The sequence below is a fragment of the Streptomyces sp. NPDC026589 genome, from assembly GCF_040638385.1.
Classification (GTDB): domain Bacteria; phylum Actinomycetota; class Actinomycetes; order Streptomycetales; family Streptomycetaceae; genus Streptomyces.
Window position 1 is genome coordinate 347041 of sequence record NZ_JBEZYG010000005.1, and the last position, 23486, is coordinate 370526.

Consider the following 23486-nt stretch of genomic DNA (forward strand, 5'->3'; position numbering starts at 1 on the left):
GGCGGCTCGGGCTATCCGGGACGTCCGCGCTCCAGGGCGCGGGCCAGGCCGCGTTCGGCGTCGCCGGCCGAGGCGCGCCGGTAGGCCCGCTCGTACGCCGAGTCGCCCGCGACCTGCCGGGCCCGGAGTTCCCACTGCTCGCGGATCGCCCCGAGCTCCGGGGTGCCCCGGTGCGGGTGGCCGATCATGCGCCAGTACGTGTGCCCGGTACCGGAGGCACGGGCCGCGGCCACTCCGTTCCCCTGCGCGGCGATGGACCCGGCGAGCAGATCGAGGCCGAGCGCTATGCCGAGGCTGTCGTGGAGCTCGCGCTTGCTCGCGAGCATCGCGCGCGCGTGGCTCTCGGCATGACGGGGGCGGCCCTGGAGAAGGTGGATGAGGGCGAGTTGGTGATCGGCGTACGCCCGTGCCCAGTGCTCGCCGAACCGCAGGCTGATCCGCTGGAGCCGCATGGCCTCCTCGTACGCCTCGTCGAGCCGGCCGAGCGCGGACAGGGCGAACAGCCGTATCACCCGGCAACGCAGCTGGGAGGGGGCGTCGGCGGGGTCGCCGTCATGGTGGCTCAGCGCGCTGTCGCTGACGGCGTACGCGGTGAGCGGTTGACCCATCATCAGGTACGTGAAGCTCATGGAGTGGGCCGCGAGCAACACCGCCTCCGGGTCCCCGTCGCGGTGTGCGGCGTGCCGGCACTCCTCGCCGGTGCGGCGCGCCGCCTCGTGGTCGCCCTGCAGGGTCAGCGTGATGCCCAGGGCCCACAGCGCCCGGGTGCGGTGAGGGCCGGCGGAGAGCGGCAGGGCGAGCACCCGCTCCAGATACGTACGGGCCTGGTGCAGATGGCCGCAGCAGCTCCAGAAGAGTCCCGCGCACCCGGCCATCTCCATCGCCATCTCCGGGTCCTCGGCCAGCAGATGGTCCAGGGCCGCGCACAGGTCCGCGTGGGTGGCGGCGATCCGGTGGTACCAGAGGACCTGCGACGGCCCGAGCCAGCCCGCGTACGCCTGGACGGCGACATGGGCGAAGTGCCGGGCGTGCCGGTCCGCGAGGAGCGCGTCCTCCGCCAGTTCGGCCAGCCACATCGCCCCGTACTCACGCAGCGTGTCCAGCATGCGGTAGCCGTCCCCGGTCCGCCGGAGCACGGACTGGTCGGCCAGACGTTCCAGGGCCGGGGCGATGGCCCCGGCCTCCAGCGGCCCGCCCGCGCACACCGCCTCCGCGTCCGGGGTGGTGATGACGTCGCGGAAGACGGAGAGCCGTGCCCACAACAGCCGCTCCAGCGGTGCGCAGAGCTCGTGGCTCCAGCCGATGGTGGTGCGCAGGGCCCGGTGGCGGCGGGGCCATACGGTGTCGTCGGTGAGCTCGTCCATACGGGAGGCCAGCCGTCCGGTGATCTCCTGCGCGCTGCTATCGCGGAGCTGGGCGCAGGCGAGTTCGACGGCGAGCGGTATGCCGTCGAGCCGACGGCAGATCTCGGCGACGGCGGCCGCGTTCCCGGGGTCGTCGAGCGAGAGGGCCGGGGCGACGGCGGCCGCGCGCTCGTGGAAGAGCCGGACGGCCTCGTCACCGTCGTCGCCCGCGGAGAGCGGGGGCACCTCGACGCACTTCTCGTCCGCCGCGCCCAACGGCTCCCTGCTGGTGGTCAGGACCGTCAGCCCCGGTGCCGAGGCGAGCAGTTCGGTCACGAGCCGCGCGCAGGGGCCGACGATCCGCTCGCAGCAGTCGAGAACGAGGAGCAGCCGTCGACCGGACAGCCATTCACCGAGTGCGGCCACGGGCCGGCGGGGGCTGTGGTCCAGCAGCCCGACGCCGTCGCAGACCGTGGTGGCGAGCAGTTGCTCGTCATGCAGATGGGAGAGGCCGGCCCACCAGACGCCGTCGGGGTAGCGGTCCCGGGCTCGCTCGGCGGTGCGCAGGGCGAGCCGACTCTTGCCGACCCCACCGGGGCCGGTGAGTGTGACCAGCCGATGCTCTCGAAGTGCCCGTTCGACGCTGACCAGTTCGTTGTCGCGTCCGACGAAGCTGGTCGTCACGACGGGGAGGTTGCCCATCACGGGGACATCCTGCCTCGCCGCGGCCCACCGCCTCCGTTCATAGCGAAAAGCAGTCAGAAACGGCCGACAATGCATCCTGTTCGATCGATAAGTGGCCTAGATCGAAAAGAGGATGGTGTGCCGGTGCCCCGACGCCCCGTTCCGGTGCTGCGAAGACAGCGGAGCGCCGGCGGCGGACGGAACGGCGGCGGACGGAACGGTGGCCGGGAGGCTCTGTCGTACCCCTGCGCTACGTTGCTGGCATGACGCAATTCGTACTGGTGGCAGGGGCCTGGCTCGGCTCGTGGGCGTGGCGCGACGTGGAGCCCGGCCTGCGCGCGGCCGGGCACGGGGTCCACCCGCTGACCCTGTCGGGCCTCGCCGAAAAACAGGAAGCGGCGGCCGGTCAGCAGACCCACGTCCAGGACATCGTCGACGCGGTCGAGCGTCTGGACCTGCGCGACGTGGTGCTGGTCGGCCACAGCTACGCGGGCATTCCGGTCGGGCAGGCCGCCGAGCAGATCGGCGACCGGCTCGCCCGCGTCGTGTTCGTCGACTCCAACGTTCCGGCCGACGGCGAGTCCTTCGTCTCCGGCTGGCCGGAGGGCCGGGCCGGCGTCGAGGCCGCCATCGCCGCCAACGGGGGCTTCTGGCCACCGCCGGCCGCCGCCGACTGCGCGGACCAGGGCCTCACCGAGAAACAGCTCGCCCGGTTCCTCGACGGCTCGACCCCCCACCCCGGCGCCACGCTCACCGAACCCGCCGTGCTGGCCCGTCCGCTGGGCCCATTGCCCGCGACGTACGTCAAGTGCCTGCTCGACGGGCCGGAGCCGAGCCCCGAGGTGACCGAGCTGCTGGCGGGTGCGCGGTGGCGGCTGGTCACGATGGACACCGGCCACTGGCCGATGTTCTCGCAGCCGGCCGAGCTCGCCCGCGTCCTGCTGCACACCGTGGGAACGGACGCCCGACGATGACGGCCTCACCCCGCCCGGAGCGGCGCTCCCCGGACGAAGCGGCCACGGAGCACCCGGAGATCACCTACATCGGATGCGCGCGTTGCGGCACCCTGATCGCGGGTCTCGACGGGCGGTACGCCTGTTCGGGCTGCGGCTGGGTCAACGAGTGGACCGAGGGCCACCGGCCCCTGCCCGAGGCCCGGCGGCGGCGCTCGGCGGAGACGGCCTAGAGAGCACGTCCGGGCCCCGCGCCCCGGCGTCCGGCCCGGCCCGCACCGCGCCTGCCGGTCCCCGCCCCGCGCCTTCCGGCGCTCTCACCCGCACTTCGAGGAGTGCACGACATGTCCGACCCGCACGACGCCGACGCGATCCGCACGGCCCTGGCCGAGATCGCCTCACTGCTCGCCCCCGCACGCCCCGCCGTGGCCGAGGAGGTGCTGCGCGCCCACGACAGTCCGCACGACTACGTGCGCGCCTTCGGGGACCGCCTGGACGGGCGGGGCATCGACGAACCGGTGGACGACCTCGCCTGGATCGCGCTCATCGACGCGCTCGACGCCCACGGTCTGCTCGCGGAGTTCGACTGGAAGGAGGACACGCCGGAGATCCGGGCCCAGCTGCGCAAGCTGGAATCAAGGCCCTCGGTGGACCCGTGGGCCCTCTGCGAGGCCGAGGAGGCGCTCCTGCCGACCGAGGAGTTCCTGCACGCCTGCGGACGCCGTTACCGGGAGATCGGTGCGGCGCTGGCCGTCCTCGACATCGAGTCCGACTGCTATCCGGTGGTGGGCCTGCGGGCGGCCCGTGCCAACGAGCTGACCGCGCTCGCCGCCCGCGCGGGCTTTCCCGTGCAGCACCTCGGCGCCGACCGTCGCAGACGGTGACAGGGCTCCGCCCGCGCCCCGGGCAGGGCGCTGGTCCAGCAGGTGCGGCAGGGTCCGCGCGCCGGAATGGAATCGCGGCCGCCGCCGCCCACCACGTACACTCGCCCCCGCCTCCGCCGACCGGCAGGGGCTTTTCGCACCAGACCGCCGGGAAAAAAATCGTATGAATTCCGCAGACAGCACCGAAGCACCGATCTACGCCGGCCTCGTGGAGGAGCACGGCGATGTGCCCGCCGAAGTACGCAGAGTGGCCGAGGAGGTCCTGCGCGAGGCCGACCGCGCCATCGACTTCGGCACGGCGCGGACGGCCGCCGCGGCACGATGAGGGCCGCTCGGGTTCCGCGGGCCGGCACTCCCGGCCGCAGCCGCCTCGCGGCGGCCATGTCCATCACAGGACGATAAACGTCCTGCAACTATTGCCATATTCTTGCGTTCGTGACGCGATGGTTTGCTGAACAGCCGTCGTCAGTGAAAGCGGGTGAGGCTGCGGTAGGCCGGGTGTCCGAACATCGCGCCCGAGGCCACCGCGGCCCCGGCCACCCCGTCGCGACCGCCCGGCGGCCGTGCTTCGGTGAGCGGTCCACGCAGGCGCGTGGAGAGCGCTCCCAGCCGGCCGCCGAGGGGTGACGGGCAGCAGGGCCGACCCCGCGCGCGTCGTCGGCCGGTCCTCCGCCCACCGGGCGGTTTCTCGCCCGTTTTCCATGGTGGCCCACGCCCTGTCGCCGATGCCCGCGCTCGTGGGCATCTCTCGCGGGCGTCGCGCGCCCCGCGGTGCGTCACCCGTCGGAGACTGCCGCACCGCCCTTGCCCCGGGGCTTCCGCCGTCCGTCCGCTTCCGTGCGGGCGGCGGCCGCCCTGCCTCGGTCCCGCGCAGCGCCCGCGGTCCACGCTCGACCCCTCGTACGGGATTCTGCCTCCACGGTTCTCCATGGTTCTCCATGGTTTCTTCCGTCGGTGGGCCCGTAGCGGGCAAGGGCTGTCAAAGATTTACGAAATCAACGTGACATCTTGCGGACATTCGTCGGCGGTGGTTGAGTGTGGCTCGCCGCACAGCTCGGGGCTGTGGGCTTCCCGCACTCCTGCCCTAGAGGGGTCCACCGATGAGAAGTTCTGTTCTTCGTCGTACCTGCGTCACCGCCGTCGCCACCGCGCTGACCATCACCGGCCTGGCCGCCTGCAGTTCCGAGAGCGACAGTGCCGCGGACGGCAAGACGCGCATCACGGTCAACTGCTGGCCCCAGCCGAGTGCGAAGATCGACCACAAGCGGTTCGACGAGGACGTCAAGACGTTCGAGAAGCAGAACCCCGGCATCGACGTCACCGCGCACGACGCCTTCCCCTGCCAGGACCCCAAGACCTTCGACGCGAAGCTGGCCGGCGGCCAGATGGAAGACGTCTTCTACACGTACTTCACCGACACCGAGCGCGTCGTCTCCATCAACCAGGCCGCGGACATCACCGAGTACGTCAAGGACCTCAAGGCGTACAAGGACATAGCCCAGCCCCTGCGCGACGCCTACACCGTCGACGGCAAGATCTACGGCATACCGCGCACCAACTACTCCATGGGCCTGCTCTACAGCAAGCCGCTCTTCGTCAAGGCCGGTCTCGACCCGGACAAGCCCCCGGCCACCTGGGAAGAGGTCCAGGCGGCGGCCAAGAAGATCGCCGCCCTCGGCGACGGCACCGTCGGCTTCGCCGAGTACAGCGCCCAGAACCAGGGCGGCTGGCACTTCACCGCCTCGATCTACTCCCAGGGCGGCACGGTCGTCAGCGAGGACGGCAAGAAGGCCACGGTCGACACCCCCGAGGGCAAGGCCGTCCTGCAGAACCTCAAGGACATGCGCTGGCGTGACAACTCCATGGGCGCCAAGCAGCTGCTCATCATCAACGACACCCTCCAGATGATGGGCTCCGGCAAGCTCGGCATGTACCTGGCCGCCCCCGACAACGTCCCGCGCATCGTCAAGGAGGCCGGCGGCGCGTACGAAGACCTCGCCTTCGCCCCGATGCCCGGCGGCAAGGGCACCCTCATGGGCGGCGACGGCTACATGTTCAACAAGAAGGCGACCCCGGAGCAGATCGAGGCCGGCCTCAAGTGGCTGGAGTGGACCTTCCTCACCCCGGGCCAGGGCTTCATGAACAACTACGCCCGCGCCGCCGAGGACAAGTCCCCGGTCGGCCTGCCCGAGCCGCGCCTGTTCACCGGCGCGACCGACGCCAAGGACCAGGAGCTGAAGAAGGCGTCCGCCAACGTCCCGGTCGAGAACTACCGGGCCTTCATCGACGGCGGCCAGCAGCTCGACATGAAGCTGGAGCCCAAGAACGGCCAGCAGATCTACGCGGTCCTCGACGGCGCCGTCTCGGCGGTCCTGACGAAGAAGGACGCGAACATCGACGCCCTGCTGAAGGACGCCCAGTCCAAGATCGACGGAATCCTGGCCCGGGGCTGAGAGAGCCATGAAGACCACGTCCCGACCCGCACCGCCCGCGAGGCCGCGGTCCGCCGGCACGACGCCTCCCCCAGGAGACGCGAGCAGGGCGGGCCGCGGGCCCCTCGGCCCGCTGCGCAGGAAGATCGCCGACCAGGCCACCGCCTACGGGTTCCTGATCGGCGGCCTGCTCTGCTTCATCCTGTTCTCCTGGTACCCGGCCGTCCGGTCGGTGATCATCGCGTTCCAGAAGTACACCCCCGGCTCCGACCCCGAATGGGTCGGCACCGCGAACTTCTCCCGCGTCTTCCAGGACCCGGAGTTCGCCGCCGCCTGGCGCAACACCCTCACCTTCACCGTGCTCGCCCTGGTCATCGGGTTCGCCATTCCGTTCGTCATGGCCCTCGTCCTCAACGAACTGCGGCACGCCAAGGCCTTCTTCCGGGTCGTCGTCTACCTCCCCGTGATGATCCCGCCGGTGGTCAGCGCCCTGCTGTGGAAGTGGTTCTACGATCCGGGCGCGGGCCTGGCCAACGAGGTGCTCGGCTTCCTCCACCTGCCGACATCGAACTGGACCAACGGCGCCGACACCGCGCTCGTCTCGCTCGTCATCGTCGCGACCTGGGCCAACATGGGCGGCACCGTCCTCATCTACCTCGCCGCCCTCCAGGGCATCCCCGGCGAGCTGTACGAGGCCGCCGAGCTGGACGGCGCGTCCGTCTGGCAGCGCGTCCGGCACGTCACGATCCCGCAGACCCGCTTCATCATCCTGATGCTGATGCTCCTCCAGGTCATCGCGACGATGCAGGTGTTCACCGAACCCTTCGTCATCACCGGTGGCGGCCCGGAGAACTCCACCGTCACGGTGCTCTACCTGATCTACAAATACGCCTTCCTCTACAACGACTTCGGCGGCGCGTCCGCCCTCAGCGTGATGCTCCTGCTGGTGCTCAGCGCCTTCTCCGCCCTGTATCTGCGACTCACCCGCACCGACTGAGAGGAGCGTCGCCCGCCATGACACAGACAGCTCCGCCCCCGGTACAGAAACCGCCCACCGTCCGCGCCAGGAAGTCCGGCGACGCCCCGGCCGAGCGGTCGTCACGTACCGTCATCTCGCCTTTGGCGCTCGCCGGGCGCCGCGGCAAGGTCGCCTACTGGTCGGTGTTCACCCTCGTCGTCCTGCTCTTCGCGTTCGCGTTCCTCTTCCCCGTCTACTGGATGGTCACGGGCGCGATGAAACCACCCGAGGAAGTGGTGCGCACCCCGCCCACCCTCGTCCCCGAGCAGTGGCGGGTGAGCGGCTACACCGACGCCTGGGACCTCATGCGGCTGCCGACCCACCTGTGGAACACGGTCGTCCAGGCGACCGGCGCCTGGGTGCTCCAGATCGTCTTCTGCACGGCCGCCGCCTACGCCCTGTCCAAGCTCAAGCCCGCCTTCGGCAACATCATCCTCGGCGGCATCCTCGCTACCCTCATGGTCCCCGTGCAGGCCCTCGTCGTACCGAAGTACCTCACCATCGCGGACATGCCGCTGATCCACGTCAACCTGCTGAACGACCCGCTGGCCATCTGGCTGCCGGCCGTCGCGAACGCCTTCAACCTCTACCTGCTCAAACGGTTCTTCGACCAGATCCCACGCGACGTCCTGGAAGCCGCCGAGATCGACGGGGCGGGCAAGCTCCGCACCCTGTGGTCCATCGTCCTGCCCCTGTCGAGACCCGTCCTCGGCGTCGTGTCGATCTTCGCGCTGGTCGCCGTGTGGCAGGACTTCCTCTGGCCCCTGATGGTCTTCTCCGACACCGACAAGCAGCCGATCAGCGTGGCGCTGGTGCAGCTCTCGCAGAACGTCCCGCTGACCGTGCTGATCGGGTCCATGGTCATCGCGAGCATCCCGATGGTCCTCATGTTCCTGGTCTTCCAGCGTCACATCATCGCCGGAATCAGCGCCGGCAGCACAAAAGGCTGACCGCGCCGGACGGCACCACCTGTGCCGCCCACCCGGACCCGCCGCCGCGCCCGGCCTTCCCGCCCCGCTCCGGGGCGGCGGCGTCAGAACCTTCCGCCCCCTGTCGCGCGGACCGGCCCACACCCCGCCGGCCACCGCGCCCCGCCCGAAAGGAACCCGCCTTATGGAAGGCAGCCAGCTTGCCGCCGACGACTGGTGGCGCTCGGCCGTCATTTACCAGGTCTACGTCCGCAGCTTCGCCGACGGCGACGGCGACGGCACCGGCGATCTGACGGGCGTGCGGTCCCGGCTGCCCTACCTGGCCGAACTCGGCGTCGACGCCCTCTGGTTCACCCCCTGGTATCTCTCCCCGATGGCGGACGGCGGGTACGACGTGGCCGACTACCGGGCCGTCGACCCCTCCTTCGGAGACCTCGCGGAAGCCGAGAAGCTCATCGCCGAAGCCCGCGAGGCGGGGATCAGGACCATCATCGACATCGTTCCCAACCACGTCTCCGACCAGCACGTCTGGTTCAGGGCCGCCCTGGCGGCGGGCCCCGGCAGCGCGGAGCGCGAACTCTTCCACTTCCGGCCCGGCCGCGGCGAACACGGCGAACTGCCCCCCAACGACTGGGAGAGCGAGTTCGGCGGGGTGCCCTGGACCCGTGTCGAGGACGGCGAGTGGTACCTCCACCTCTTCGCCACCGAGCAGCCCGACCTCAACTGGGCACATCCGGCCGTACGCCAGGAGCACGAGGACGTCCTGCGCTTCTGGTTCGAACGCGGCGTCGCCGGGGTGCGCATCGACTCCGCCGCCCTCGTCGCCAAGGACCCGGCGCTCCCGGACCTCGACGGGCACCCGGGGCCCCACCCGTACACCGACCGGGACGAACTGCACGACATCTACCGCGGCTGGCGGGCCATCGCCGACGCGTTCGGCGGCATCTTCGTCGGCGAGGTGTGGCTGCCCGACTCCGAGCGCTTCGCCCGCTACCTCCGCCCCGACGAACTGCACACCGCCTTCAACTTCACCTTCCTCAGCTGTCCCTGGGACGGCGCACTGCTGCGCCGCGCCATCGACGAGACCCTCGCCGAACACGCCCCCGTCGGAGCCCCCGCCACCTGGGTCCTCTGCAACCACGACGTCACCCGCACCGTCACCCGCTACGGCCGCGAGGACACCGGCTTCGCCTTCACGGCCAAGGCGTTCGGCGTCCCCAGCGACCTGGAGCTGGGCACCCGCCGCGCCCGCGCCGCCGCCCTCCTCTCGCTCGCCCTGCCCGGCTCCGTCTACCTCTACCAGGGCGAGGAACTGGGCCTGCCCGAGGCCGACGTACCGCTGGACCGCATCCAGGACCCCATGTACTTCCGCTCCCAGGGCCGTGCCCCCGGCCGCGACGGCTGCCGCACCCCGCTGCCCTGGGCGGCCGGCGAACCCTTCGCCGGCTTCGGCTCCACCGTCGAACCCTGGCTCCCGCTCCCCGCCGACTGGCCGGGCCGCGCGGCCGACCTCCAGGCACAGGACCCCCACTCCATGCTGGCCCTCTACCGCGAGGCCCTGCGGCTGCGGCGCACCCTGACCGCGCTGCACACCGAACCGCTGCGCTGGCTGAACGAGGAACCCGGCCTCCTGACGTTCACCCGTGGCGAGGGCCTGGTCTGCGCGGTCAACCTCGCCGAGGAACCCGCCCGGCTCCCCGCCCACACCCGGGTTCTCCTCACCAGCGGCCCCCTGGACGCCGAAGGCCGGCTGCCCCGGGACACGGCGGTGTGGCTGGCCCTCTGAACCGGTACGGCACACAGTCCGGGGTGTCCCGGCAGCCCGGGAGCGCCCCGATTGCGGGGGCGATCGACCAGGGGGCCTGAGTACCCGCACTCAGGCCCCACGCCCCGGCCGCCACGACGATGAGGGTGTGGCGGGCGAAGCCGGGAGAGGCGGACCCCGCACCGCCGTCACCACGACGGCCCCCGCCCGCCGAACCCCGGGAGAACCGTGCTCAGCCGCATCGCCGCCGCCGTCGTCCCCTGGCTCGGACGACTCACGGTCACGTCCGACCACGCCACGGCCCCGGCCGCCGGCAGCATCATCGTCGCCAACCACACCTCCCTGGCCGACCCGGGCATCGTCCTCGCCGCACTGCTGCGCCTCGGCGTCGAACCCGTCGTCATGGCCACCGCGGGGCTGTGGCGCATACCGGTCCTCGGCCGTCTCCTGGAACGCGGCGGCCACGTGCCCGTGCACCGGTACACCGACCGGGCCGCAGCCGCCCTCGACGCGGCGGCCGTCGCGCTCGGGGACGGCCGTCAGCTGCTCATCTACGGCGAAGGACGGCTGCCCAGCCGCACGGATGCGGCGGAGGCTCCGCCGGAGAGCTTCCGCAGCGGCCTCGCCCGTCTCGCTCACGTGTCCGGCGCACCCGTCGTCCCGCTCGGCCAGGCGGGAGCCCGCCGGGTGACCTCGGGCCCCCGCGTCAAGCAGATCTCCGGGCTCCTCACCGCTCCGGCGCGCCGCCCCCGGCTCCACGTCCACGTCGGCGCCCCACTGCGTCTCCCGCCGGATGTCGAGGCGGCGACCGCCACGGCCCGCGAAGCCGTCACCGCGGCCTGGCGCACCGCCGCGCACCACCTCGGCGAACCCGCGGCGCTCGCCGGGCGCTGAACGGCGACGGAACGGGGGGAGGAGCGGCTACCCGGCCTCCCGCGCCACCTCCTCCAGGCGCTGCCGGTACTCCTTCCACCACGCGCGGTCGCCCGGCGGCATGTTGTCGGTGCCGGACCGCAGTCCGACCGTCCCGTCGACGAGCTCCCGGACGATGTCGGCGTGGCCGGCGTGCCGCTGGAGGTCGGCGATCACATGGATCAGGATCTGGTGCAGCGTCACGCGGCTCCGCTCGCCGGGCCACCACCGGACGTGCCCGACCGCGTCGAGCGGCAGTTCGGCGATCGTGGCGTCCGCGTGCTCCGCCACCCGGCGGTAGAGGGCGAGGACGTCCTCGCGCGACTCGTCGGCGGTCGCCCACATGTCCTGGTTCGCCTCGGCGTCGTCGCCGAAGGCGGGCGGCGTCTCGCCGAACGGCCGACGGAACGTCTCGCCGAAGTAGCCCAGCTCCACCCCGGCGGCGTGCTTGACCAGCCCGAGGAGATTGGTGCCGGTCGGCGTCAGAGGGCGCCGGACGTCGTACTCGGAGAGCCCTTCGAGCTTCCAGAGCAGGGCGTCGCGAGCGGACTGCAGATAGTGCTGGAGGTCAGCCTTCGGCTGCGGGTCGGTCATGGGGGCAGTCTGCCACCGGGCACCGACACGCGATCCCCGCCCAGGGGCGGTCCGGGTGTGCGCACCGCACCGTTCCGGAACGCGGCCCGGGTGGCGGCGACGACCCCGGCGGCGTAGGTATGGAGCCGTGCCGTTCCAGGGACGCCCGACGCCACGGAGTGCACCGGCCTGCGGCGGCCGGTGACCAGCAGGCTCACCCGCCGGACCGGCGTCCGCGTCCGGCGGCTACCACCGGGGACGAGGAGACGATCCCGATGACCGCGGCAGAGCAGAGCACCCCGGTGCACGGGGTCCCGTGCTGGGTCAGTCTCATGACCCCGGACGTGCGGGCCACCCAGGACTTCTACGGGACCGTCCTCGGGTGGACCTTCCGCTCCGGCACACTCGGCGAGGGCTTCACCGTCGCCCACCTCGACGCCCTGCCGGTCGCGGGGATCGCCCGGATCGCCCCCGGTCTGCCCACCGCCGTCTCCTGGACCCCGTACTTCGCCGTCGATGACGCGGACGCCACAGCGGCCCGGGTCCGGGAACGGGGCGGCACCATCGCCGTCGGCCCGGTCCGGCTGGGCCCCGGGCGGGGGGCCGTGGCCGCCGACCGGGAAGGGGCCGGATTCGGCTTCTGGGAAGGCCGGACCCCGCCCTGGTCGTTCGGCCGCGACAAGCCGCCCGCCTCCATCGAACTGCGGACGAGCCACGCCTTCGACTGCGCGATCTTCTATGCCGAGGTGTTCGGCTGGGCCTCCGAGGAACCCGGCGGCTGCGAGGTCGGCTACGCGTACGAACAGGATGCGGTCGTCGTACGGCAGGGCGGCCGCACCGTGGCCACGCTGCGCGGAGGCGGCGACGCCTCGTCCCCCGACCCCCGGCTGCGCCCGCGCTGGCACGTCCGTTTCCCGGTCGCGGACGCGGAAGCGGCCACCGAGGCGGCCCGCGCGGCGGGCGGTACGGCGGGACCGTCGGTGGACTCGCCCGCCGACGGAACCGAAGCGGTGATCAGGGACCCTCACGGCGGCATCTTCACCGTCTGCGCCCAACCGCCGGACGCCCCCTGAGCCCACCCGTTCCCGGCAGCGCCCTTCAGCAGGTGCGGAACACGTACCCCGGCTGTCCGGCCGGCCGGACGTCGAGATCCCGGCGCACCACCGAGACCTTCGCCCCCACGGACGAACACGCCTTCGCGTAGTCGTCGTCGGTGTACTCGACGACGAACACCCTGTCGCCGTACGCGGAGGCGTAGGCGTCGCACTCGTCGTACCGGCCGCACTCCTCGGCGACGGCGAAGTCGAACCCGATCGTCTCCCGCTGCTCCAGCAGATCGGTGGTGTTCTTCTGGCCGATCGCCAGCCCGGCGGCGTGCGCCCTGTCGGCCAGGAGTTTCGCGAACGCCGCGTTGTGCGCCCGGGTCAGCAGACCTTTCGATCGTTCGTAGGAGTCCAGGTTGTCCGGCTCCACCGCCTGGAAACCGGACTTCGCACAGCCGTCGACCCAGCCCCCGACGATGTCCGCCAGCCGGGTGCGCCTGTCCGCGGTCGAGGTGTCGAGCAGCGCCTCGCCCCACTCCTCGTCATTGACCAGGTCGCCGTCGCCGTCGCGCAGCAGCAGATCGGGGTTGTCCTTCTCCCATCGGTCCAGCGCGTCGGGCTGGGTCTGGAAGGCGTTCACATAACAGACGTTGTACAGGCCCTCGGCCGGCTCGTCGCCACGGTCGCGGGAGACCGCCCCGACCCCGGCGGGCGGGGTGTACGCGCCGCCGATCTGGTAGTCGAAGGTCACGTCGGCCCCGGGCGGCACAACCTCGGGCGCTGCCCCCGAGGCGAAGGCGTTGGACAGCAGCAGTCCCGCTCCCGTCGCGACCGCGACACCGCCGGCCAGACCGGCGAGCGTGCTTCGGCGGCGGAGGAACGTACGGACGGCGTGCTGGGACATGCGTGACTCCCCTGAGTGGGCTTTCGAACCTGTGAGTGGGCTTTCGAACCTGCCCCCACATCATGGACGGCCGGTCATGAGCGAATCGTGAGCGCCCGCCCGACACCGCGCCGCGACCGGACGGGCGCGAGACGCAGGACGAACTCCGCGCCGCCGCCCGGGCGCGCCCGGACGGTCAGCGACCCCCGGTGGGCCTCCGCGATCCGCCGTACCAGCGAGAGACCGATCCCCGTTCCCCCGCCCGGCGAGCTGAACCGCTCCATCAGCTCCGGCAGCCGGGCCGGGGCCACTCCCGGGCCCCGGTCGGCGACCCGCACCTCCGGTCCGCGCACGGTCACCAGCAGATCGACCCCGTCCGGCGCGCCGGGGGCCCGGCCGTGTCGCACGGCGTTGTCCAGGAGGTTGCGCACAGCGACCCGCACCAGCGCGGCGTCCGCCTCGACCACCGACTCCTCCAGCCGCGACTCCAGCCGGTGCCCGCCCTCCGGCAACTCCGCGCACACCTCCTCGACGAGCTGGTCCAGGCGCAGCGGCTCCGCCCGTACGACGTCCACGGCGGCCTCCAGCCGCCCTCGGGCCAGCAGGTTCTCCACGACATCGGCCATCCGGTCCGCCGCCCGCCGGATCCGGGGCAGCTGCGCCTCCAGCCCGCCCGGAGCCCCGGCGGCCACCTCCACCGATCCGCGCATCACCGCGACCGGGGTCCGCAACTCGTGCGCCGCGTCGGCCAGCAGCCGTTCCTGCTGCTCCAGCGCCTCCCAGGCCGGCCGCATGCTCCGCCCGGAGAGGACATGCCCGGTCAGCGCGGCCAGCGCTGTCAGAGCACCGGCCCCGACGACGAGGGAGAGGACCAGACCGCGGTGCTCGGCTGCCCCCCGCGCCGGATCGCCGACCGCGACGGCCGCGCCCGCCACCTCGTCGGTGGCGTCGTGGTAGAAGGGCACGGCCAGCAGCCGGACGGGCTCTCCCGCGCGGTCGCGCGCCTCCGCCCGTACCGGCCCTTCCTCGCCCATCGCTGAACGGGTCACCGCCCGGATCGTCCCGGCCTCCACGGCGAACTGCGCGGTACGCCCCCGGAACACGGTGACCGACGCCCCGCCGGGGCGGCCCTCCACCACCAGCACCTGCGGGGTTCCCGAGGTCGCCTCGTCGTCCGCGAGCCCGTCCAGCCGGATCCGGTCGTCCTCGTAGTAGACGAGCGAGGCCGCGACGGACGCCCGGCGGCGCATCTCGTCGTACTCGGCGTCCAGCCGCGCCCGGTCGTCGGTACGGATCACCAGCCAGGACAGGCAGGCCAGCCCGGCGACGGTGATCAGGGTGTACGCGGCGGTCAGCCGTAGCCGCAGCCGGTGCAGCCGCCTCCGGGCCGGGGAGCGGGGCCGCCGTACGGGCTGCGCCATCAGGACGGCCCCGGCTCCGCCGACAGAAGGAACCCATGCCCCCGTACGGTGTGCACCAGGCCGGGGGATCCGAGCTTGCGCCGCAGCCCCGCGACCACCGCGTCGACCACGTTGGAGACCGGGTCGGCCATCTCGTCCCAGCAGTGCTCCAGCAGTCCGGCACGGGTGACGACGGCGTCCCGGTGGACCAGGAACTGCTGGAGCACGGCGTACTCCTTCGGGCTCAGCGACAGCAGTACGCCGGCGCGCCGCACCTCGTGCCGTGCCACGTCCATGACCACGTCGGAACAGCTCAAAAAGGAGGGGAGCCGGGCCGACGCCCGCCGGCTCAGGCCCCGGACGCGCAGGACGAGCTCGCGCATCGAGAACGGTTTGGCCAGATAGTCATCCGCTCCGCTCTCCAGCCCCCGCAGCCGCTCGTGCAGCGAGTCCAGGGCGGTGAGGCACAGCACGGGCACCGACCAGCCGGCCCGGCGCCTGTCCTCCAGCGGCGCGAGAGTGTCGCCGGAGGGCACCATCCGGTCCAGCACCACACAGTCGTACGCGGTCATGTGCAGCAGCACGTCCGCCTCCGGCCAGTCCGACGCGCAGTCCACGGCGAAGCCGCCGTCCCGCAGCCCGGCCGCGATCACGTCCCGCAGGTCGTCGTCGTCCTCCACCAGCAGCACACGCATCGGGAGGATGCCTCCGAGTCTTGTCCGGGGGGAGAGACCCGCCATCCTAAGGCGTCCCGCGCACCCGCACCGAGTCGCCCCATGAGGCCGGTGAGGCCTCACTGATCCGGGCGCCGGTCAGTCCGGCCAGTCGCCGTCGAGTGCCTCGGCGGCCTCCGCCGCCACCGCCTCGGCGACGGCCGCCAGGGCAGCTGATTCGAGCTTCCACTGCTGCCAGTACAGCGGAACGTCCACGGTGTGGTCTGCGGCGAGCCGCACCAGCCGGCCTTCCCTCAGCAACGGCTCCGCCTGGACCTCGGGCACCATGCCCCAGCCCATTCCCGACGCCACGGCGTTCGCGAACCCCTCCGACGTGGGTACCAGGTGGCGCCGGGCGCTCGGCCGGAGGCCGGGGACGAGCCGGCGCACGAAGGCGTCCTGCAGATCGTCGCGCCGGTCGAAGCCGATCACCGGGGCGTCGCCCATCAGCTCGTGCAACGCGGCGCCCTCCCGCCGCCCCAGCCACCGGTCGGCGAAACCGGGACTGGCCACCGGCAGATACCGCATGCGTCCCAGCCGGCGCACCGAGCAGCCCGTCACCGCCTCCGGCGACGAGGTCACCGCGGCCATCGCCAGCCCCTCCCGCAGCAGAGCGGCCGTATGGTCCTGGTCTTCCCGGCGCAGCTCGTAACAGAGTCCCAGCTCCTCCGGCACGCGCCGCAGGGCGGGCAGGAACCAGGTCGCCAGCGAATCGGAGTTCACCGCGATGGGCAGGAGCGTCGGCTCGCCCGGCCCGGACATCCCGAGGGCCGCCTGTGCGTCGTGCTCCAGCCGGGCGAGCTGGCGGGCGAAGCGCACCACCACCTCACCGGACTCGGTGGGCCGCACCGGCTTCGTGCGCATCAGCAGTACCCGGCCCGTGCGCTGCTCCAGTGCCTTCACTCGCTGGCTGACCGCCGACGGCGTCAGGCGCAGGGCGTTCGCCGCCGCGTCGAAGGTGCCCTCGTCGACCACGGCCAGCAGGGTCCGTACCTGATCGAGAGGAAGCTCGGACATCATGACTGCTAATGATAGGTAAGAATCTTTAGCTGGACACCATGATCTCTCGCTCCGTAGCGTCGCCGCATGACGAACGCTCTGACCACCGCAGCCGCCGGTTTCGGCACTGGCCTCTCCCTCATCGTCGCCATCGGAGCCCAGAACGCCCTGGTGCTGCGCCAGGGCGTCCGCCGTGACGGCGTGTTCGCGGTGGTCGGGATCTGCGCCCTGTCCGACGCGGTGCTCATCGCGCTGGGAGTCGCCGGCGTCGGCGCTCTCGTCGTGGCCTGGCCGTCGGCGCTGACGGTGGTGGGGCTGCTCGGCGGGGTGTTCCTGATCGGCTACGGTCTGCTCGCCGCGCGCCGGGTCCTGCGGCCGTCGGCCCTGCACGCGGGGGACGCTCCGGCCGCCTCGCGCCGGGGTGTGGTGCTGACCTGCCTGGCGATGACCTGGCTGAACCCGCACGTGTACCTCGACACCGTGTTCCTGCTCGGGTCCGTCGCCGCCGACCGAGGGCCGTTGCGCTGGACCTTCGGCCTCGGTGCGATCCTCGCCAGCGTGTGCTGGTTCGCCGCGCTCGGGTTCGGTGCCCGGCTGCTGAGCGGAGTCCTCGCGCGGCCCTCCGCGTGGCGGGTGCTGGACGGTCTGGTCGCCGTGACGATGATCGGCCTCGGCGCGAAGCTGGCGCTGAGCGCCTGAGCGCCTCCCGTGCCCAGCGGCGTCCCTGGACGCTCCACGCGTCCAGGGGCGAGGGCACTCACCCGGCGTACCATGCCCATGATCGCCATCTTTCGACAGGATCGGTGCCATGCGGGAAAAGGGAGCGGTTACGGCCTTTTGCGCGGTCGGCGCCTGGGGAATTCCGGTAATCGTCGCGACCCGGCAGATGCATTTCCCGGATGCCCGCGGGGTGCGGAGCCTCGTTCGGACGTGGAGAAAATAACCGACTATTCTGTATCTTGTCCTACCAGTACGCGCATCGCAGGAACGGCTCGCCACTACATGACCCCTGGGGGGAGTTATGCCCGAAGCAGCAGTCTTGATCGATCCGGTGCCGACTATGGACGTGGAGGCCGAGGTGGTGCATCCCGTGGGGATCGACATGGTGCACCGGACCAGGCCGGAGGACGCCTTTCCGCGGAACTGGGTACGCCTGGGACGCGACCGGTTCGCGGTGGAGGCGGTTCTTCCGCACGACCACCCCTTCTTCGCTCCGGTGGGTGACGACCGGCACGATCCGCTCCTGGTCGCGGAGGCGATGCGGCAGGCGGCCATGCTCGCCTTCCATGCCGGGTACGGGATCCCGCTCGGCTACCAGTTCCTGATGACGGGACTGGACTACGTCTGCCATCAGGAACATCTGGCGGTGGGGGGCGCGCCCACCGAGATCGACGTGGAGGTGTTCTGCTCCGACCTGAAGTGGCGGAGCGGGCTCCCGGCGCAGGGGCGGGTCGGCTGGGCGGTGCACCGGGACGGTCAGCTCGCCGCGACGGGGATGGGGGCGACCCGGTTCAGCACCCCCCGGGCGTACAGGCGGATGCGCGGCGACGCCCCGGCAGAGGGGATATCCATACCGGAGACCGTGCCGGTTCCGGCCGTCCTCGCGGGCCGTGCCCGCGTCGAGGACGTGGTGCTCTCGGAGACGGGGCAGGACGGAGTCTGGGAACTGCGCGTGGACACCCGGCATCCCACCCTCTTCCAGCGCCCCAATGACCATGTCCCGGGCATGTTGCTGCTGGAGGCGGCCCGCCAGGCGGCGTGCCTGGTGGCAGGGCCCGCCGGAGTCGTTCCGGTGGAGGCGAGCACCCGGTTCCACCGGTACTCCGAGTTCGGCAGCCCGTGCTGGATAGGGGCGGTGGTCCTGCCGGGGGAGGACGAGGATACGGTGACGGTCCAGGTGACAGGGCGTCAGGACGACGAGACGGTCTTCTCCACGGTCCTGTCCGGCCCCCGGGTCGACGGCTGAAAGGTTGCTCGAGTGATTCTCGTGACGGGTGCGACCGGAGCGGTGGGCCGTGAGGTCGCCGGACAGCTCGCGGAGGCCGGCCCCGTGCGGATCCTCGCGCGCCGCCCCGAGCGGCTCACCGTGCGGGGAGCAGGGGTCGAGGTCGTCGGGGGGGAGTACGGGGACCGCGCCGCTCTCGACCGGGCCCTGCGGGACGTCGCCTCGGTGTTCCTGGTGACGAACAGCCCGACGGAGCCCGACGACGAGCGGGTCGCCGCGGCGGCGGCCGCGGCGGGCGTACGCCACCTGGTCAAGCTGTCCATGATGGCGGTGGAGGAGCCGGGCGCCGACGACTTCATCACCCGGCGTCAGCGGGAGAACGAACAGGCGATCAGGGATTCGGGCGTCCCGTGGACGTTCGTGCGCCCCAGGACGTTCATGTCCAATGCCCTTTCCTGGGCCCCCGGCATCCGGTCGGCGGGAGTGGTGCGCGCCCTGTACGGCGACGCCCCCGTAGCGTGCGTCGACCCGCGCGACGTCGCCGCGGTGGCCGTCGCCGTTCTCACCGGTACGGGGCACGAGGGCAGGGCGTACGCCGTGTCCGGCCCGGAGGCGATCACCGCGCGCGAACAGACTGCCCAGCTCTCCCGGGTGCTGGGGCGGCCTCTGCGCTTCGAGGAACTGGGCGTGGACGCCGCGCGTACGGCCCTGCTGGCGAAGTATCCGCAGCTCGTCGCGGAAGCGTTCCTGGAGAGCGCCGAGCGGCAACGGGTGGGCGCGAAGGCGTCCGTGGTCCCCACGATCCAGGAACTGACGGGCCGTCCGGCGAGGCCGTTCCGGAGCTGGTCGGCCGAGCACGCGGAGGCTTTCGCACCGGAATAGGACCGCTTCGCGGGTGAACGGAGAGCCTTTGTCCCTCGCGGGCGGCAGAGAAGCGCGACTGTGCGTGTATTCCCTTTTCCCGACCGATTTTACGGCGTGCGGTGGACGCGGGCCCCGAAAAAGACCCGGGAGCCACTGCCGTATTTATCCGTACGCCGAAAAGAAGACCGGTGAGGTGAATTCGGCGACCAGATCTCCGGGTCGGGCGGGTCCGGCTCCGCCCGCTCGCCCACATCGCTAACGGCTGTCCCGCCTCGCGTCGCCGATGACGTCGACCCGGCCCGCGTCCGCTCCCCAGCTCGCCAGCAGGCGCAGGGCCTGGGCAGACTCCGAGCCCGGCTCCGCGTGGTAGGTCACCAGATGCTGCTCCTCGTCGTCCGGGAGGTTCAGCGTCTCGTACGACAGAGTCAGCTCCCCGACGAGCGGATGCCGCAGCAACTTGATGCCGTGGCCCTTCTCCTTGACGTTGTGCGTGGCCCACAACCGCCGGAACTCGTCGCTCTTGACCGAGAGTTCGCCCACCAGCGCCGACAGCTCCGGATCGTCGGGGTGGCAGCCCGCGTACAGCCGCAGATAGCTGACCATGTCCGAGGCCTTGGAGTCCCAGTCCACGAACAGGTCCCGGTAGGCGGGGGAGAGGAACACCAGCCGCGCCCAGTTCCGCTCAGCCGGCGGCAGCGCACCCCAGTCACCGAACACCGCGGCCGCCATCGGATTCCAGGCGAGGACGTCGGATCGCGCCCCGGTCACGTACGCGGGGATGCCGTCCATGCTGTCGAGCAGGTACAGCAGGCCCTTCCGTACCCGCTGCACCCTGGCCGCGCGGCGCTTCTTCCTGTGCTGCGCGGGCTTGGCCAGGTGGGTCAGATGCGCGCTTTCGGCGTCCGTGAGCCGCAGCGCACGCGCGATCGCGTCGAGCACCTCGGCCGACACATTGCGCCCGTTGCCCTGCTCCAGGCGCGTGTAGTACGCCACCGACACCCCGGCCAGCTGCGCCAGCTCCTCCCGCCGCAGACCGGGCACCCGGCGGTGCCGGCCGAACTCCGGAAGACCCACGTCCCCCGGCTGGAGCTTGGCCCTCCGGGTGCGCAGGAACTCACTCAGCTCGGCGCGCCCGTCCATCGGCTCGGGGGCGGCGGCCTCTGGTCGATCGTCCATGGCTTCCATTATTCCTGTGATTCCTGGTCACAGGAGCCTGAGCCTGTCCCCGTCAGTAGTAGGACCGCTGGACGTAGGCAAAGCGGTGACCTGGGTAAACATCCGTCGCGGCGTGATGCTGGGAGACGTTCCTACCGCATCACCCAGAGGAGAACCTCCGGCATGACCACCGTTGCCGCCTACGCCGCTCCCCGTGCCAAGGCCCCGCTGGAGCGCACCACGATCGAACGCCGCCCGGTGGGGGAGTTCGACGTGCTGATCGACATCAAGTTCGCCGGGATCTGCCACTCCGACATCCACCAGGCCCGCGACGGCTGGGGAGAGGGCATCTTCCCGATGGTGCCCGGCCACGAGATCGCCGGGATCGTCGCCGAGACCGGCCCCGGGGTCACCCGGTTCAAGGTCGGCGACCGCGTCGGCGTCGGCTGCATGGTCGACTCCTGCGGAGCGTGCGACGCGTGCCTGTCGGGCCGCGAGCAGCACTGCGCCGAGGGCAACACCCAGACGTACAACGCTCTCGACCGCGGTGGCGAGCCCACGTACGGCGGCTACTCGACGCACATCGTCGTGGCCGAGACGTTCGCCCTCTCCATCCCCGAGGGCATCGCCCTGGACGAGGCCGCGCCGCTCCTGTGCGCGGGCATCACCACCTACTCCCCGCTCAAGCGCTGGGGCGCGGGCCCGGGCAAGAAGGTCGCCGTCGTCGGCCTCGGCGGTCTCGGCCACATGGCCGTCAAGATCGCGCACGCGCTCGGCGCCGAGGTCACCGTCCTCTCCCAGTCGCTGCGGAAGAAGGACGACGGGCTCAAGCTGGGCGCCGACCACTACTACGCGACCAGCGATCCGCGGACCTTCGAGGAACTGGCCGGCACCTTCGACGTCATCCTCTCCACGGTCTCGGCCCCGCTGGACTTCGGCGCCTACCTCGCTCTGCTGCGGACCGACGGCACCCTGGTCAACGTGGGCGCCCCCGAGGAGCCGGTCTCGCTGAACCTGTTCTCCCTGATCCTGGGCAACAAGTCGATCGCGGGTTCGATGATCGGCGGGATCAAGGAGACCCAGGAGATGCTGGACTTCTGCGCCGTGCACGGGCTCGGCGCCGAGATCGAGGTGATCGGCGCGGGTCAGGTCAACGAGGCGTACGAGCGGGTCCTCGCCAGCGACGTCCGCTACCGCTTCGTCATCGACACAGCGACGATCTGAGGCTTCGGCCGCCCCCACCATGCGAACCTCCGCCCCGAGCACCCGAGGTGCTCGGGGCGGACCCGTACTCATGCGTGGTCCGGTGCTCCCGCCGACCGGCGCGCCCCTTCCAGGACGGCCGGCAGCAGCCCCGGGAAGAGCGCCTCAAGGTCGTCCTCGCGCAGCCGGCTCAGGCGGGAGGTCCCCTCGTAGCGCTGGCGGATGACGCCGGCCTCGCGCAGCACCTTGAAGTGGTGGGTGCTGGTGGACTTGCTCACCGGGAGGTCGAACGCGATACAGGCCATGTCGCTGTGCCCGTCCGCCAGCTCGCGGGCGATGCGCAGCCTGATGGGGTCGGCCAGGGCGTGCAGGACCGCTTCCAGACGGATCTCCGTCCGGAGCGGGTGGGCGGGCTGCCGCCCGGACGCGGCTCCGCGGGCTGTGGTGGACATGGGTGGCAGGCCTCCTCGGGGTCCCCATCAAAGTACGAGAATTATCGTAGTTTGACAATCGACGTACTACGAGGTCTATCGTACTTACCTTGGAGTCGCCGCCCGGCGACCGCCCCCCCCACGCGAGGAGACAACCTGTGAGCGCCCTGTTCACGCCCCTGACTCTGCGGTCCCTAGAGATCCCCAACCGTGTGTGGATGTCGCCGATGTGCATGTACTCCGCGGCCCCCGACGGGCCGGAGGCGGGCGCTCCCACGGACTTCCACCTCGCCCATCTCGCGGGTCGGGCAGCCGGAGGCGCCGGCCTCGTGATGACGGAGGCCACCGGTGTGCGCCCGGACGGCCGGATCAGCCCCTGGGACCTGGGACTGTGGAACGACCGCCAGCAGGAGGCCTTCGCCCGGATCGCCGCGGCCATCGCCTCACACGGATCGGTGCCCGCGATCCAACTCGCCCACGCCGGACGAAAGGCCTCGACCGACCGGCCCTGGCTCGCCGACCGCTATGTGCCCGAGGAGGAGGGCGGCTGGACGGCCGTCGCCCCCAGTGCCGTCGGGTTCGAGGGGCTGCCCGTGCCGCACGAGCTGACCGAGGAGGAGATCCGGCAGCTGGTGCGTGACTTCGCCGCGGCCGCCGAGCGTGCCCTCGCCGCGGGCTTCCGGGTGGTCGAGATCCACGGCGCACACGGCTACCTGATCAACTCCTTTCTCTCCCTGGCCGCCAACCGTCGCACCGACGCCTACGGCGGAAGCTGGGAGAACCGGCTGCGCTTCCCCCTCCAGGTGGTCGACGCCGTCCGCGCGGTGTGGCCGGACGATCTGCCGGTCCTCTTCCGCACCTCGGCCACCGACTGGCTGACCGAGAACCCCGAGGACCCGCGCGAGGGCTGGACCGGTGATGACACCGCCCGCCTCGCCCAGGAACTGGCCGCACACGGCGTCGATCTGCTCGACGTCTCCACCGGCGGCATCGTCCGCGACGCCGCGATCTCCGCACACCCCGGCTACCAGGTCCCCTTGGCCGAACAGGTCCGGCGGACGGCCGGCATCCCCACCTCCGCCGTGGGCCTGATCCTCGACGCCGGCCAGGCCGAGGAGATCGTCGCGGCGGGGCGGGCGGACGCGGTCATGATCGGCCGCGAGATGCTCCGCGATCCGCACTGGGCCCACCACGCCGCCGAGGCCCTGGCAGCCGGGCCCCGCTGGCCCGACCAGTACGGCTACGCCCTGGCACGCCGCCCCGCCCAGGTCTGACCGCCCACCGGGCCGGACCGGGTCGGCCCCCGGGCCTCTCCCGGCCGCCCCCGGGCCATCCTCCGGCTGCGCCTCGCCGAGGC

At 71.8% G+C, this 23486-nt stretch carries 23 protein-coding genes; 15 read left to right on the forward strand and 8 right to left on the reverse strand.

Annotation, left to right across the window (positions count from 1 at the left end):
- Positions 1 to 11: 11 nt before the first annotated feature.
- Positions 12 to 2045: a regulator gene (locus AB0F29_RS11535; RefSeq protein ID WP_361870195.1), complete on the reverse strand. Its 2034-nt coding sequence runs from the start codon at positions 2043 to 2045 to the stop codon at positions 12 to 14.
- A gap of 245 nt (positions 2046 to 2290) precedes the next feature.
- Here AB0F29_RS11535 and AB0F29_RS11540 point away from each other — a divergent pair, with 245 nt between their 5' ends.
- The 9 genes from AB0F29_RS11540 to AB0F29_RS11580 all read left to right on the forward strand — a co-directional run bounded on the left by AB0F29_RS11540 (position 2291) and on the right by AB0F29_RS11580 (position 10902).
- Positions 2291 to 3001: an alpha/beta fold hydrolase gene (locus tag AB0F29_RS11540; protein ID WP_361870198.1), complete on the forward strand. Its 711-nt coding sequence runs from the start codon at positions 2291 to 2293 to the stop codon at positions 2999 to 3001.
- Positions 2998 to 3213, forward strand: coding sequence for a hypothetical protein (locus tag AB0F29_RS11545; protein ID WP_018956405.1), 216 nt, complete (start codon positions 2998 to 3000; stop codon positions 3211 to 3213). The genes AB0F29_RS11540 and AB0F29_RS11545 overlap by 4 nt, the downstream gene beginning before the upstream one ends.
- Positions 3214 to 3324: 111 nt before the next feature.
- Positions 3325 to 3864, forward strand: a complete 540-nt coding sequence (locus AB0F29_RS11550; protein WP_361870200.1) for a DUF6630 family protein — start codon at positions 3325 to 3327, stop codon at positions 3862 to 3864.
- Positions 3865 to 4027: 163 nt separating this feature from the next.
- Positions 4028 to 4189: a hypothetical protein gene (locus AB0F29_RS11555; RefSeq protein ID WP_361870202.1), complete on the forward strand. Its 162-nt coding sequence runs from the start codon at positions 4028 to 4030 to the stop codon at positions 4187 to 4189.
- Positions 4190 to 4964: 775 nt separating this feature from the next.
- Positions 4965 to 6317, forward strand: a complete 1353-nt coding sequence (locus AB0F29_RS11560; protein ID WP_361870205.1) for a sugar ABC transporter substrate-binding protein — start codon at positions 4965 to 4967, stop codon at positions 6315 to 6317.
- A 7-nt stretch (positions 6318 to 6324) separates the two neighbouring features.
- The gene (locus AB0F29_RS11565) at positions 6325 to 7293 is read left to right on the forward strand and encodes a sugar ABC transporter permease (RefSeq protein ID WP_361870207.1); all 969 of its coding nucleotides are present in this window, start codon (positions 6325 to 6327) and stop codon (positions 7291 to 7293) included.
- 17 nt (positions 7294 to 7310) lie between these two features.
- A complete protein-coding gene (locus tag AB0F29_RS11570) occupies positions 7311 to 8264 on the forward strand; it encodes a carbohydrate ABC transporter permease (RefSeq protein ID WP_361870209.1) in 954 nt (317 codons plus the stop codon).
- A 163-nt stretch (positions 8265 to 8427) separates the two neighbouring features.
- The gene (locus AB0F29_RS11575; protein WP_361870212.1) at positions 8428 to 10029 is read left to right on the forward strand and encodes a glycoside hydrolase family 13 protein; all 1602 of its coding nucleotides are present in this window, start codon (positions 8428 to 8430) and stop codon (positions 10027 to 10029) included.
- Between the two features lie 207 nt (positions 10030 to 10236).
- Positions 10237 to 10902: a lysophospholipid acyltransferase family protein gene (locus tag AB0F29_RS11580; protein WP_361870214.1), complete on the forward strand. Its 666-nt coding sequence runs from the start codon at positions 10237 to 10239 to the stop codon at positions 10900 to 10902.
- Between the two features lie 27 nt (positions 10903 to 10929).
- Here AB0F29_RS11580 and AB0F29_RS11585 read toward each other — a convergent pair whose 3' ends face one another.
- Positions 10930 to 11514 (reverse strand): DinB family protein, encoded by a 585-nt coding sequence (locus tag AB0F29_RS11585; RefSeq protein ID WP_361870217.1) that lies wholly within the window; start codon positions 11512 to 11514, stop codon positions 10930 to 10932.
- Between the two features lie 254 nt (positions 11515 to 11768).
- On the opposite strand from AB0F29_RS11585, the gene AB0F29_RS11590 reads away from it, so the two are divergent.
- The gene (locus AB0F29_RS11590; RefSeq protein ID WP_361870219.1) at positions 11769 to 12566 is read left to right on the forward strand and encodes a VOC family protein; all 798 of its coding nucleotides are present in this window, start codon (positions 11769 to 11771) and stop codon (positions 12564 to 12566) included.
- Between the two features lie 25 nt (positions 12567 to 12591).
- On the opposite strand, the gene AB0F29_RS11595 is transcribed toward AB0F29_RS11590, so the two are convergent.
- The 4 genes from AB0F29_RS11595 to AB0F29_RS11610 all read right to left on the reverse strand — a co-directional run bounded on the left by AB0F29_RS11595 (position 12592) and on the right by AB0F29_RS11610 (position 16552).
- The gene (locus AB0F29_RS11595; protein ID WP_361870222.1) at positions 12592 to 13440 is read right to left on the reverse strand and encodes an endo alpha-1,4 polygalactosaminidase; all 849 of its coding nucleotides are present in this window, start codon (positions 13438 to 13440) and stop codon (positions 12592 to 12594) included.
- 74 nt (positions 13441 to 13514) lie between these two features.
- A complete protein-coding gene (locus AB0F29_RS11600; protein WP_361870225.1) occupies positions 13515 to 14840 on the reverse strand; it encodes a HAMP domain-containing sensor histidine kinase in 1326 nt (441 codons plus the stop codon).
- Positions 14840 to 15514, reverse strand: a complete 675-nt coding sequence (locus AB0F29_RS11605) for a response regulator transcription factor (RefSeq protein ID WP_361870228.1) — start codon at positions 15512 to 15514, stop codon at positions 14840 to 14842. The genes AB0F29_RS11600 and AB0F29_RS11605 overlap by 1 nt, the downstream gene beginning before the upstream one ends.
- 117 nt (positions 15515 to 15631) lie before the next feature.
- Positions 15632 to 16552, reverse strand: coding sequence for a LysR family transcriptional regulator ArgP (locus tag AB0F29_RS11610; protein WP_361870230.1), 921 nt, complete (start codon positions 16550 to 16552; stop codon positions 15632 to 15634).
- Positions 16553 to 16618: 66 nt separating this feature from the next.
- On the opposite strand from AB0F29_RS11610, the gene AB0F29_RS11615 reads away from it, so the two are divergent.
- From AB0F29_RS11615 to AB0F29_RS11625, 3 genes are all read left to right on the forward strand, one after another.
- The gene (locus AB0F29_RS11615) at positions 16619 to 17230 is read left to right on the forward strand and encodes a LysE/ArgO family amino acid transporter (RefSeq protein WP_361870232.1); all 612 of its coding nucleotides are present in this window, start codon (positions 16619 to 16621) and stop codon (positions 17228 to 17230) included.
- A 322-nt stretch (positions 17231 to 17552) separates the two neighbouring features.
- Complete coding sequence (locus AB0F29_RS11620) at positions 17553 to 18497, forward strand: ScbA/BarX family gamma-butyrolactone biosynthesis protein (protein ID WP_361870234.1); 945 nt, start codon at positions 17553 to 17555, stop codon at positions 18495 to 18497.
- A 12-nt stretch (positions 18498 to 18509) separates the two neighbouring features.
- Positions 18510 to 19358: an NAD(P)H-binding protein gene (locus AB0F29_RS11625; RefSeq protein ID WP_361870236.1), complete on the forward strand. Its 849-nt coding sequence runs from the start codon at positions 18510 to 18512 to the stop codon at positions 19356 to 19358.
- Positions 19359 to 19595: 237 nt separating this feature from the next.
- Here the strand turns inward: AB0F29_RS11625 and AB0F29_RS11630 are convergent, their stop codons facing one another.
- Positions 19596 to 20516 carry a helix-turn-helix transcriptional regulator gene (locus AB0F29_RS11630; protein ID WP_361870239.1) on the reverse strand — a complete coding sequence of 307 codons (921 nt, stop codon included), beginning with the start codon at positions 20514 to 20516 and terminating at the stop codon, positions 19596 to 19598.
- 162 nt (positions 20517 to 20678) lie between these two features.
- On the opposite strand from AB0F29_RS11630, the gene AB0F29_RS11635 reads away from it, so the two are divergent.
- Positions 20679 to 21719, forward strand: a complete 1041-nt coding sequence (locus AB0F29_RS11635) for an NAD(P)-dependent alcohol dehydrogenase (RefSeq protein WP_361870241.1) — start codon at positions 20679 to 20681, stop codon at positions 21717 to 21719.
- A 68-nt stretch (positions 21720 to 21787) separates the two neighbouring features.
- Here the strand turns inward: AB0F29_RS11635 and AB0F29_RS11640 are convergent, their stop codons facing one another.
- Positions 21788 to 22150: a metalloregulator ArsR/SmtB family transcription factor gene (locus tag AB0F29_RS11640; protein WP_361870243.1), complete on the reverse strand. Its 363-nt coding sequence runs from the start codon at positions 22148 to 22150 to the stop codon at positions 21788 to 21790.
- Positions 22151 to 22287: 137 nt separating this feature from the next.
- Here AB0F29_RS11640 and AB0F29_RS11645 point away from each other — a divergent pair, with 137 nt between their 5' ends.
- A complete protein-coding gene (locus tag AB0F29_RS11645; protein ID WP_361870246.1) occupies positions 22288 to 23403 on the forward strand; it encodes an NADH:flavin oxidoreductase/NADH oxidase in 1116 nt (371 codons plus the stop codon).
- Positions 23404 to 23486 lie beyond the last annotated feature (83 nt).